Below are 11,600 nucleotides of genomic sequence, written 5' to 3'. Positions count from 1 at the left end.
ACGGGATGATCCCGTGCATGAGCGACAGGGCGCGGCAGGACATACGGCAGGAAGATCCGCAGTCGGACGAAGAGCGGCACAAACAGCTTCGCGCACGGCGCGCGAACGCGTACCGCAGCGCGAGACACGTGCTCGCGCGCCCCGGCTTCCTCGGCACGCTCCGGGAGCGGCTGGCGGTGCTGGACGGGGCACGGGACCTGTACGACCTCGACACGGCGTCGGACATGTACGGCAACGGCATCGTCGAAGCGCTGGAGGAGAAGGTCGCCGGGCTGCTCGGCAAGGAGGCGGCCGCCTTCTTCCCGACGGGGACGATGGCCCAGCAGGTCGCCCTGCGCTGCTGGGCGGGCCGCACCGGGAGCACGACGGTCGCGCTGCACGCGCTGGCCCACCCCGAGATGCATGAGCGGCACGCGTTCAGTCAGGTCAGCGGCCTGCGCCCGGTGCAGGTGACCAGCGAGCCACGGCTGCCCACCGCTGCCGAAGTGCGCGATCTGGACGAGCCGTTCGGAGCTCTGATGCTGGAACTTCCGCTCAGGGAGGCGGGTTTCGTCCTGCCCACCTGGGAGGAGCTCACCGCGGTCGTCGAGGCGGCGCACGAGCGTGACGCGGTGGTGCACTTCGACGGCGCGCGCCTGTGGGAGTCCACCGTCCACTTCGGCCGCCCGCTGCACGAGATCGCCGAGCTCGCCGACAGCGTGTACGTGTCCTTCTACAAGTCCCTCGACGGCTACGGCGGCGCGGCGCTCGCCGGGCCGAGGGCGCTGGTGGAGGAGGCCAAGACCTGGCGGCACCGGCACGGCGGCCTGGTGTTCCAGCAGTTCCCGACCGCCCTGTCCGCGCTGGCCGGCCTGGAACGGGAGCTGCCCCGGCTGCCCCGGTACGTGCGGCACGCGCGCGCGGTGGCCGCGGCGCTGCGCGAGGGCTTCGCGGCGGCCGGGCTGCCCTGGACACGCGTCCACCCGGCCGAGCCGCACACGCACGACTTCCAGGTCTGGCTGCCGTACGACGCCGACACGGCCGCGCTCGCCGCGATCCGGACGGCGGAGGAGACCGGCGTGATGCTCTTCGCCCACGGCTGGGACGCCAAGGGCCCGGGCCTGGCCTGTACCGAGGTCTACGTGCGGGCCGCCGGCCTGGAGTGGAGCGGGGACGACGTCAGGTCGGCGGCCGCCGAGTTCACGACCCGGCTGACGGAGGAGGCGGGGCGGCAGGAGTGAGGGAACACGCGGGACGGCAGGGGTGAGGGAGCAGGGGACGGCAGGGGTGGCGGAGGCCCCCGGCGGGGCCGCCCGAGCGGGGGCCTGACGTCGACGGCTGCTGACGGGGCGTCGGTTGACGGCCCTCGTCAATCGGCTGCCGCGTTGTCAGTGGTGGGGTGCACGATGACGGCATGAGCGTGCGCATCGACATCGCGGGGCTGCGGCCGGAGAACATCGTCGTGGCGCCCTCACCCCTGGCCGAGCTGGGCATGGCGCTGCACGCGCTGTCCGAGCCGGGGCACCATCCTGGCCTCCAGGGCTGGGTGACGACGGTGACCGCCCGGCTCGACTGCCACCTGGCCGACCGGATGTGCGAGGCCGACTTCCTGTGGCGGACCACGTTCTCCGACCTCTTCCAGCCGTACGCGGGCATACCGGGTGGCACCACCCTGCCCGGCCAGACCCTCGCCGAGGACCTGGACCTGCTGGACAAGCTGTCCGACGAGCAGTTCGTCGACGCGGCCCTGGAGTTCACCTGCGCGCTCTCCTACGGCACCCCCGGCGCCGGACCGCTCGCCGACGCCGGCCTGCGCCGCCGCGCCCTGGATCTGGCCGCCGCGCGCGGACCCCGGCAGCTGCGCTTCAGCGAGCGGCTGCTCGCTGAACCGCCCCGCATCAGAGCCTGGCTGCGGCAGTTCCTCCAGGACTGCGACGAGGCGTTCTTCGCGGAGATCTGGGCCCGGCTGCGCCACCAACTGGCTTCGGACGCCCGGCACAAGACGGATCTGCTGCGCCGCAAGGGCCTCGCCGAGGCGCTCGCCGCGGTGTCCCCGGCGGTCACGCTGGAGGAGGACGCCGGGCGGATCACCGTCGACAAGCTGGGCGAGGGCCGCACCGCCACGGCCGGCGGCGGCCTGCTGCTGGTCCCGACGAGCCTGGGCCGGCCGCATCTGATGGTGCTGCACCGGTACGGCTGGCAGCCGGTGCTGCACTACCCGGTCGGCTCCCCCGAGCTCGCCGCCCCGCCCTCCGTGGAGCAACTGACCCTGCGAATGGCCGCCCTGTCCCACCCGGTGCGGATGCGGCTGTGCCGGAGTCTGGCCCGCAGCGCCTTCACCACCGGCGAGCTGACCCAGGTGCACGGCATGACGGCGCCCGAGATATCCCGGCACCTGAGCGTGCTGAAGAAGGCGGGCCTGGTCACCACCCGCCGCCGCGGCCGCTATGTCCTCCACCAGCTGGACGTCGCCACGGTGGCCCGGCTCGGCAGCGACTTCCTCGAAGGGATCCTCAGATAGCGGCCCGGAACTCACCCGCGGAATCCTCGGACAGCGGTTCGAGGCTCACCCGCGGCCGCTGAAATCCTCCGGCAGAAGAGCGGGCCGGGTCCGGTCAGTCGAACCGGATGTGCTTGACGCCGACCTTCGCCTGCCTGATCCGGGTCCGCAGCGCTCCCCCGCGGTGCGGCGTCAGCGTCAGCCCGGCCAGCACGGCGATCCGGTCCGCGGTCTTCGGCACGGTCGAGTGGTCCGTCCACAGATGCTCGGCGAACTCCGGCTCGCGCAGCCGCTCCAGGCAGTGGTCGAGCTGCCGTACGGCCCATGTCTCCCGGCCCGGTCCGGCACCCTTCCCGCCGACGTACCGCAGGACCTGCCCGAAGCCGCGCTCCCGCAGCCGCCGCAGGACCGTCTCCCGTTCCGCGAGGAGCGTGAAGTGGTGGAGGGGGTGGCCGAGTTCGCGCAGCCGGCCGACCGTCTCCGCGAAGCAGCCGGGGTCGGTGACCGTCATGGGGACGATCACCACGCCGTCGTGCCGGGTCAGGGTCAGGTCCAGGACCTCGACCACGCCCTGCCGCCAGGAGGCCAAGTCCTGGAAATCTCCCCGCAGTCCGGGCGGCAGCATCCGGCGCAGGCCGAAACCGGCGTGCTCGGGGTCGCAGATGACGCTGCCGGGCAGGCGGCGCCGGATCTCGTGTGCGGTCTGTGTTTTTCCGCCGCCGAAGGGGCCGTTGATCCACAGGAGCATGCGCCGAACCCTACCGACGGCGGCCGGCGCGGTCAGCCGTGTCCGCCGGCCCGGACGAGTCCCGTCTCGTACGCCAGCACCACCACCTGCACCCGGTCCCGCAGACCGAGCTTGGTCAGGATGCGGCCCACGTGCGTCTTCACGGTCGCCTCCGACAGCACCAGCCGGGCCGCGATCTCGCCGTTCGACAGACCCTGCGCGACCAGCACCATGACCTCCCGCTCACGGTCGGTGAGCCGCTCCAGCTCCTTGTGCCGGGGCTCCTTGGCGCCGCTGGGCAGCATGGGCGCGAAGCGGTCGAGCAGCCGGCGGGTGGTGGAGGGCGCGACGACGGCGTCGCCGCTGTGCACGGCGCGGATCGCGGCGAGCAGGTCGCCGGGCGGCACGTCCTTGAGCATGAAGCCGGAGGCGCCCGCCTTCAGTCCGGAGAAGGCGTACTCGTCGAGGTCGAAGGTGGTCAGGATGAGCACCTTGGGCGCATCGGGCTCCGCACAGACCCGGCGGGTGGTCTCCACGCCGTCCAGCTTCGGCATCCGCACGTCCATGAGGATCACGTCGACCTCGGCCGCGCGCAGCACCTGGAGGGCCTCGACCCCGTCGCCCGCCTCCGCGACGACCTCCATGTCCGGCTGGGCGGCGAGCACCATCCGGAACCCGGTGCGCAGCAGCACCTGGTCGTCGACGAGCATCACGCGGATCGTCATCGGGGCCTCTTCCATGTTCATCGGTCAGTCGGCGGGGCGTGACAGGTGTCGACAGGGGGCGTGCGGGCGGCGTCAGTGCGCCGGTTTGAGGGGCAGCAGGACGCTGATGCGGAATCCTCCGCCGGGGCGCGGGCCCGCGTCCAGGGTGCCGCCCACCATGCCGACGCGTTCCCGCATTCCGATCAGGCCGTGCCCCTGGCCGTCGGCGCCGCCCTCCTCGTACAGCTCGTGCGGGGCGCCCTTGCCGTCGTCCTCGACGAGCAGGCCGAGGCCGTCGTCGAAGTAGACCAGGCGCACGCTCGCCCCCGCGTCGGGGCCGCCGTGCTTGCGCGTGTTGGTCAGCGCTTCCTGAACGATCCGGTACGCGGTGAGCTCGACGCCGCTGGGCAGCGGGCGCGGGGTGCCCTCGACCCGGAAGTCGACGGGCAGCCCGGAGCCGCGGCACTGCTGGACCAGGTCCTCGATCTGCTCGACGTCGGGCTGGGGGACGTACTCGCCGACCTCCTGGTGCTCGCCGGTGCGCAGCACGCCCAGCAGGCGGCGCATCTCGGCGAGGGCCTGGCGGCCGGTGGAGGAGATGGTCTCCAGGGCCTTCTTCGCCTGGTCGGGGGCGGTGTCGAGGACGTAGGCGGCCCCGTCGGCCTGCACCACCATCACCGAGACGTTGTGCGCGACCACGTCGTGCAGCTCGCGCGCGATCCGGGCGCGCTCGGCGGCGACCGCGACCTTGGACTGCGCCTCGCGCTCCTTCTCCAGACGGGCGGCGCGCTCCTCCAGCTGCGCGAAGTAGGCGCGGCGGGTGCGCATCGAGTCGCCGAGCACCCAGGCGAGGGCGAACGGCACCGTCTGGAAGACGGCTATCGCGACGTCGCCCAGGGCGCTCGTGTGCTGCGCCGGCCAGCGCATCTGCGCCAGGGTCGCCGCGCTCAGGCCGCCCACCAGGGCGAACCGGGAGGCCCAGCGGGCGCCGATCGCGGCGACCGTGTAGACGATCACCAGCAGGGCGAAGTCGGCGACGGTGGTCTGGACGTCCAGGACCAGCTGGGCCGCGCCCGTCACCGCGGCCAGGACCAGCATCCGCTCCGGCATACGGCGGCGCAGCGCGACGACCGCGCTCAGGACGACGGAGACGCCCAGGGCAGCACCGAGGGTTCCGTGGTGGTCCGGCGCCCCGTTGACGCTCGATACGCTCACGCCGGAGATCCCGAGCAGGGCGAGGGCCCAGAAGCCGTCGACCCACATGGGGTGCCTGCGGAGGAAGTCATAGAGGCGCTGCACGTAACCCAGAGTAGGGAAGCGCGGTGTGTGCAGGGGTCAACCGGAGGGCCGATCCGCACGCGGCCCTCGTACTCCCCAAGGTGGATGCCCTGATCACCTGGGCGCCTGAGACCTGCCCGGCCGCTCATGGACAGGTCCTAGTCTGGCGGGGTGGCGGAGGACACAACGGACGGCGCGGGGCACGGCACGGATCGCGCCGGGCACGGTACGGCGGGGGGCGAGCCTGCGACGGGCGGCCCGGCCCCCGGGTGGCGGGGCTGGCGGGCCGCGGCCGAAGCGGCGCTCTACGGGCCGGGCGGCTTCTACCGGCGCCCGGAGGGCCCCGCCGGGCACTTCCGTACGTCCGTGCACGCCTCGCCGCTGTTCGCGCGGGCCGTGGCGCGGCTGCTGTGCCGGGTGGACGAAGCGCTGGGTCGGCCGGCGACGCTCGACTTCGTCGACATGGCGGCCGGGCGGGGGGAACTGACCCGCGCGGTGCTCGCCGCGCTGCCCGCCGACGTGGCGGCCCGCACGCGGCCGTGTGCCGTCGAGATCGCCGCCCGGCCCGCGGGACTCGACCCGCGGGTGGCGTGGCGGACCGAGATACCCCGGCGGATCACCGGACTGCTGTTCGCCAACGAGTGGCTGGACAACGTACCGGTGGAGGTCGCCGAGGTGGACTCCGCCGGCGTGCCCCGGCGCGTCCTCGTACGCCGGGACGGCGGCGAGCGGCTCGGGGGGCCGCTCCCGGAGGCCGAGGCGGAGTGGCTGGCGCGGTGGTGGCCGCTGCCGGCCGAGCAGGGCCTGCGCGCGGAGATCGGCCTGCCCCGGGACGAGGCCTGGGCCGCCGCGGCGTCCCGTGTCGAGCGGGGGCTGGCCGTCACGGTCGACTACGCGCACACCGCGGGCGCCCGGCCGCCCTTCGGGACCCTCACCGGGTTCCGGGAGGGCCGTGAGACCGCCCCCGTGCCGGACGGATCGTGCGACCTCACCGCGCACGTCGCGCTCGACGCGTGCGCCGCGGCCGGTCCACCAGGGGCGCGTCTGCTCACTCAACGCGACGCGCTGCACGCCCTCGGCATCACCGGCGCACGCCCCTCACTCGCGCTCGCCGCCACGGACCCCGCGGAGTACGTGCGCGCCCTCGCGCAGGCCGGCGAGGCCGCCGAGCTCACCGCGGCCGACGGCCTGGGCGGCTTCGGCTGGCTCTGCCGGGCGGTGGGCATCGCGGACCCGCTCCCCGGCTGACCGCCCGGGTCCGCGTGTCCCGGGCGGTGTGTCCGGTCTCCCCGGCCGGGCGCCCCGGTCGGCGGCCGGCCTACTTGTCGATGTCCCCGACCACGAAGAACATCGAGCCCAGGATCGCCACCATGTCCGCGACCAGCGTGTTCGGCAGCAGTTCGGTGAGGACCTGGATGTTGTTGTAGGACGCCGAGCGCAGCTTGAGCCGGTACGGGGTCTTCTCGCCCTTGCTGACGAGGTAGTAGCCGTTGATGCCGAGCGGGTTCTCGGTCCACGCGTACGTGTGCCCCTCGGGCGCCTTCAGCACCTTCGGCAGCCGCTGGTTGATCGGTCCGGGCGGCAGCTCGGCGAGCCGGTCCAGGCAGGCGTCGGCGAGGTCGAGCGCGTTGTGCGTCTGCTCCAGCAGGCACTCGAAGCGGGCGAGGCAGTCGCCCTCGGTCCGGGTCACCACCTTCAGGGTGTCCCGCAGCTCCCCGTACGCCAGGTACGGCTCGTCGCGCCGCAGGTCGAAGTCGACACCGGAGGCGCGTGCGATCGGCCCGCTCACCCCGTAGGCGTGCACGGCCTCCGGGGTCAGCACACCCACGCCCCGGGTGCGGCCCCGGAAGATCTCGTTGCCGAGCACGAGGTCGTCGAAGACGTCCATGCGCGAGCGCACCGCTGCGACCGCGGCACGCGCACGGGCGGCCCATCCGGCCGGCAGGTCCTCCTTCAGGCCCCCGACGCGGTTGAACATGTAGTGCATCCGGCCGCCGGAGACCTCCTCCATGACGTTCTGGAGCACCTCGCGCTCCCGGAACGCGTAGAAGACCGGCGTGATGCCGCCGAGTTCCAGCGGGTACGAGCCGAGGAACATCAGGTGGTTGAGCACCCGGTTCAGCTCCGCGAGCAGCGTGCGCGTCCACACCGCGCGCTCGGGCACCTCCATGCCGAGCATGCGCTCCACGCCGAGGACCACGCCCAGCTCGTTGGAGAAGGCCGACAGCCAGTCGTGGCGGTTGGCGAGCATGATGATCTGACGGTAGTCGCGCGCCTCGAACAGCTTCTCCGCGCCGCGGTGCATGTAGCCGATCACCGGCTCCGCGTGCCTGATGCGCTCGCCGTCCAGCACCAGCCTGAGCCGCAGCACGCCGTGTGTGGAGGGGTGCTGGGGGCCGATGTTGAGGACCATGTCGGTGCTCTCCGCGGCACCGCCGATCCCGACCGTGGTCTCCGTCGTAGGAGTCATGGACACAGTCTCCCCTACGTACGCTTGCGCCATGGAGACGGGGAGCCAGGAGAACGCGCGGGAGGCGGAGGGCCGGGCAGCGGGCCGACCGGGGGACCGGCCGGTGGGAGGTTCGCGGGGCGGTGCGGGGAACGCCTCGGGGAGCGGGCCGGAGCCCGGACCGGGGGGTGAGCCGGTGTGGACCGGGCTGCCGCCGGGTCTGTTGCGGATGCGGCGGCTGCTGCTGGTGGTGTGGCTGGGGCTGATCGCCGTGGCCCTCGGGCCGCTGCTGGGGGTGCTCGCCGGTCCCGCCTGGGCCGCGTTCGCGCTGCTCCCACTGGCCCTCACGGCGTGGGGCTGGGTGCTGCTCGGCCGGAACTGGCGCTCCTGGCGGTACGCCGAGCGGGACGACGACCTGCTGATCAGCCGGGGTGTGCTGTGGCGTGCGGAGACCGTCGTGCCGTACGGGCGGATGCAGCTGGTGGAGGTCACCTCCGGACCCGTCGAGCGGCACTTCGGGCTGGCCACCGTGCAGCTGCACACGGCCGCCGCCGCGACCGACGCGACCATCCCCGGCCTCGACCCGGCCGAGGCCGAACGGCTGCGCGACCGGCTCACCGAGCTGGGCGAGGCACGATCGGCGGGGCTGTGACGGCCACCGGGGACGAGCGGGGCGCGCCGGAGGGCGCCGGCCACGTCCGCGAGGGAGCCGACGAGGAACGTACGGAGGCCGGGACCACCGAGCGGAAAGCGGCCGACCGGGCAGCGGACGGGGCGACCGGGCGGACAGGGGCCGGGACCACCGAGCGGACAGCGGCCGGCCGGGCAGCGGACGGGGCGACCGGGCGGACGGGGGCCGGCGTGATCGAGCGGCGTCTGCATCCCGTGACACCGCTCAGGCGGGCCTGGGCGCCCGTCGCCGTGCTCGCCGGCTGGGCCGTGCACGACCCCGACCAGGCCCAGCGGCAGCTCACGAGGCTGACGACGGCCACCCTGCTGATCGGGCTCGCCGTCCTCGTCCCGGCCGCCGCCCTCTACGGCTTCCTCTCCTGGTGGTGCACGCACTTCGCGGTCACCGACTCCGAACTGCGCATACGCACGGGCCTGGTGTTCCGCCGCACCGCCCACATCCGGCTCGAACGGATCCAGGCCGTCGACGTCACCCAGCCCCTGCTCGCCCGGGTCGCGGGCGTGGCGAAGCTCAAACTGGACGTCGTCGGCACGGACCGAAAGGACGAACTCGCCTTCCTCGGCCAGGACGAGGCCCGCGCGCTGCGCGCCGAACTGCTCGCCCGCGCGGCCGGTTTCGCCCCCGGCACCGCACGCGAGGTCGGCGAGGCACCCGCGCGGCGGCTGGTGCGCGTGCCGCCACGCGTGCTCGCCGTGTCGCTGCTGCTGACCGGCGCGACGTGGGGCTCGCTGGTCGCCGCCGTCGTCGTACCACCGGTGCTGTGGCTGGTGACCCACAGCCTGTGGACGGTGCTCGCCGCCGCGGTGCCGCTGGCCGGCGCGGCCGGGGCGAGCGGCGCGGGGCGCTTCGTCGGCGAGTACGACTGGACGGTGAGCGAGTCGCCGGACGGCCTGCGGATCGACCGGGGGCTGCTGGACCGTACGCACGAGACCGTGCCGCCGGGACGGGTGCAGACCGTGCGGATCGTGGAGCCGCTGCTGTGGCGGCGCCTCGGCTGGGTGCGGGTGGAGCTGGACGTCGCCGGGTCGTCGAACTCCGTTCTGCTGCCGGTGGCCCCGCGCCCGGTGGCCGAGTCGGTGGTGGCGCGGGTGCTGCCCGGGGTGACGGTGCCGGAGGCGGCCTCGGTGGCGCGGCCGCCCCGGCGGGCGGGGTGGTGCGCGCCGGTGTCGTGGCGGGGGTGCGGACTCGCGGTCACCGGCGCGGTGTTCGCCGCCCGGCACGGACTGCTGCGGCGGCGGCTGGCGCTCGTCCCGCACGCCAAGGTGCAGAGCGTACGGCTGACCCAGGGGCCGTGGGGGCGGCGGTGCGGGGTCGCCGACGTGCACGTGGACACCGGGGCGGGGCGGACGGTGACGGCGCGGCTGCGGGACGCCGGCGAGGCGGCGGAGCTGCTGCGGGCCCAGGCGGAACGGTCACGGACCGGGCGGCGGGCGGCCCGCCCGGACCGGTGGATGGCCTGAACGCGACAGACGCGGCGCCTTCCGGCACCGCGCCTGTCCTCCGCTCGGCCCGTCGGGCCGGCGCTTCCCCGCTCGGCCCGTCCGGCCGGCCGGCTCCTCCCGCCCTGCCGCTTGTCCTTCGTCCGCCGCCCTCCGGCTCAGGACGCGGCGCTGCGCAGCCCCTGGACGTCGATCTGCTCCGTCTCGTCGTGGGCCGTCAGGTCGATGACCTGGCTCACGCCGCGGGCGTGCGCGTCGGCCGGTTTGAACTCGGCGTCGGACTCCGTCTTGTGCAGGGCGAGGGCCTCTTCGCCGACCACGTCGGCGAGGTCCTCGTTCTGGACGGCCTCCAGGTCGGCGGAAGAAGCGCCCTTCTGCGTACCGAAGAAGTCGAAGCCGCCCTCGACCAGCGGACGCCGCGGGGGCGCCGCCGGTGCGACGGCCACGGCGGTCGGCACGGTGAAGTGCCCCGCGGGCTGCTGCGCGGGCTTCGCCGGCGAGGCCTGCCGGGAGGTGGTGGCGGCGGCCGCATGCTCGTGCGCGGCGGCCGCCCCGGACTGCCCCTGCGGTTCGTCCTCCGCCGCGGGGCCCGCCGCCCCGGCGGTACGGTCCGCCGCGGTCCCGGGCGTCGTGGCCGGATCGGCGGCGTCCGCGGGCGCGCCGGTCTCGGTCTTGACGACGCCGGCCTTCACCACGTCCACGTTGGGCTTCGCCGCGTCGGCGGTCGTCCTCGCCGCGTCCGTCCTGTTCGTGTCCGCGTCCGTCTTCGCCGCGGGTGCGGCCGTCTCGGCCGTGTCCTCGTCCGTATCCGCCGCGCGCGCAGCCGTCTCGGCCGTGTCCGGGTCCGCGTCCGTATCCGTCTGCGCCGCCTCGTGGCCGTCGACGTCCGCGTCGAAGCGGGAAAGGGCGGCCCGGGCCCGCAGGAACAGGTGGGACCCCGCGGGCGAGAACACGGCGCCGGCCGCCGCCGGCTCGTCCCCCGCCGCCTCGGCCTCGGTGCCCTCCGCGCCGGTCCCCTCGGCCGGGTTCTCCCCGGCGCTGTCCGTCGCGGCTTCGGAATCGGTGGTCACGCCGTCGGCGCCCGTGTCAACGATGTCAGCGCTCGCGGACGCGGCCTCCGCACCGGCGTACGCCGGGCTGTCCGCCCGCTCCGTCCGGTCCGCGGGAGCGGGCGGCAGCGCGCGCGGGTCGGTCCCGGACTCGATCTCGAGCAGGCGGCGGCCCTCCAGGGCGCTGGCGCGCTCGGTCTCCGCCGTGGCGTACCGTCGCAGCAGCGCGGCGTGCTCGTTGCGCAGCCCGGCCAGCTCCGCCCGCTTCGCGCGCAGCTTCTGTTCGAGGCGGACGCGCAGGTCGCGCGACTCCTCCAGATCGGTCTCCAGTTCGGCGACCCGCTCCTCGAAGCGCCACTCGTCGCTCGCCCGCGCGCGTGTGAGGTCGGCGACCTGCTTGCCCGCCTGCGCGTCCCAGCGGCGCATGACGACCGCGCCGAGGACCGCCGTCGCCGCGGCGGCCGCGGCGAGGGAGCGCAGCACCATCGGTGTGGTGAACACCCAGGGTCCGAGGGCGCAGACGAGGGAGACGCCGGCGATCGCCGAAGGAGGCAGCAGCCTGTGCAGAGGTGGGGAATGGCGGTGACGTCCACGTGGCATGGCCAGAAACTTACCGCGCGTAGGCGAATCGTGGAGCCCCAGGCCGTAAAAAGCAGCCATACCGAAGCCTTCACAAGGCTTCGGGAGTTCCGGGCCCTTTTCCCCCCGCCTTCTCCCTGCCTTCTCCCCCGTCTTCCGCCTCGCCTTCCGCTCCTCGACTTCTCCCGCTTCCGCCGATCCCGCC

Annotated in this window: 10 protein-coding genes; 5 read left to right on the top strand and 5 right to left on the bottom strand. The window is 74.4% G+C overall.

What is annotated here, in order from left to right; translation table 11 throughout:
- Window positions 1-17 precede the first annotated feature (17 nt).
- Entirely contained in the window at window positions 18-1,220 is a 1,203-nt protein-coding gene (locus ACF1A5_RS10310) for a threonine aldolase family protein (RefSeq protein WP_392192398.1), read from the top strand.
- Between the two features lie 173 nt (window positions 1,221-1,393).
- Window positions 1,394-2,500 (top strand): DUF5937 family protein, encoded by a 1,107-nt coding sequence (locus ACF1A5_RS10305; protein WP_392192397.1) that lies wholly within the window; start codon window positions 1,394-1,396, stop codon window positions 2,498-2,500.
- 94 nt (window positions 2,501-2,594) lie between these two features.
- On the opposite strand, the gene ACF1A5_RS10300 is transcribed toward ACF1A5_RS10305, so the two are convergent.
- The 3 genes from ACF1A5_RS10300 to ACF1A5_RS10290 form a co-directional block, all read right to left on the bottom strand.
- Entirely contained in the window at window positions 2,595-3,227 is a 633-nt protein-coding gene (locus ACF1A5_RS10300; RefSeq protein ID WP_392192396.1) for an AAA family ATPase, read from the bottom strand.
- Between the two features lie 32 nt (window positions 3,228-3,259).
- Complete coding sequence (locus ACF1A5_RS10295) at window positions 3,260-3,931, bottom strand: response regulator (RefSeq protein WP_392192395.1); 672 nt, start codon at window positions 3,929-3,931, stop codon at window positions 3,260-3,262.
- A 72-nt stretch (window positions 3,932-4,003) separates the two neighbouring features.
- Complete coding sequence (locus tag ACF1A5_RS10290; RefSeq protein WP_392192394.1) at window positions 4,004-5,209, bottom strand: sensor histidine kinase; 1,206 nt, start codon at window positions 5,207-5,209, stop codon at window positions 4,004-4,006.
- Between the two features lie 150 nt (window positions 5,210-5,359).
- On the opposite strand from ACF1A5_RS10290, the gene ACF1A5_RS10285 reads away from it, so the two are divergent.
- Window positions 5,360-6,436, top strand: a complete 1,077-nt coding sequence (locus ACF1A5_RS10285) for an SAM-dependent methyltransferase (RefSeq protein ID WP_392192393.1) — start codon at window positions 5,360-5,362, stop codon at window positions 6,434-6,436.
- 70 nt (window positions 6,437-6,506) lie between these two features.
- Here the strand turns inward: ACF1A5_RS10285 and ACF1A5_RS10280 are convergent, their stop codons facing one another.
- A complete protein-coding gene (locus ACF1A5_RS10280; RefSeq protein WP_392192392.1) occupies window positions 6,507-7,658 on the bottom strand; it encodes an NADH-quinone oxidoreductase subunit D in 1,152 nt (383 codons plus the stop codon).
- A gap of 31 nt (window positions 7,659-7,689) precedes the next feature.
- On the opposite strand from ACF1A5_RS10280, the gene ACF1A5_RS10275 reads away from it, so the two are divergent.
- Together ACF1A5_RS10275 and ACF1A5_RS10270 are read left to right on the top strand one after the other, a co-directional pair.
- Window positions 7,690-8,289, top strand: coding sequence for a PH domain-containing protein (locus tag ACF1A5_RS10275; RefSeq protein ID WP_392192391.1), 600 nt, complete (start codon window positions 7,690-7,692; stop codon window positions 8,287-8,289).
- A complete protein-coding gene (locus tag ACF1A5_RS10270; RefSeq protein WP_392192390.1) occupies window positions 8,286-9,788 on the top strand; it encodes a PH domain-containing protein in 1,503 nt (500 codons plus the stop codon). The genes ACF1A5_RS10275 and ACF1A5_RS10270 overlap by 4 nt, the downstream gene beginning before the upstream one ends.
- A 137-nt stretch (window positions 9,789-9,925) precedes the next feature.
- Here ACF1A5_RS10270 and ACF1A5_RS10265 read toward each other — a convergent pair whose 3' ends face one another.
- Window positions 9,926-11,416: a hypothetical protein gene (locus tag ACF1A5_RS10265; protein WP_392192389.1), complete on the bottom strand. Its 1,491-nt coding sequence runs from the start codon at window positions 11,414-11,416 to the stop codon at window positions 9,926-9,928.
- Window positions 11,417-11,600: the final 184 nt, after the last annotated feature.

It is taken from the genome of Streptomyces sp. NPDC014864 (assembly GCF_043081525.1).
Lineage (GTDB): Bacteria > Actinomycetota > Actinomycetes > Streptomycetales > Streptomycetaceae > Streptomyces.
Note: the sequence above shows the minus strand (reverse complement) of the source record. Positions and strands in the feature narration are given on the sequence as shown.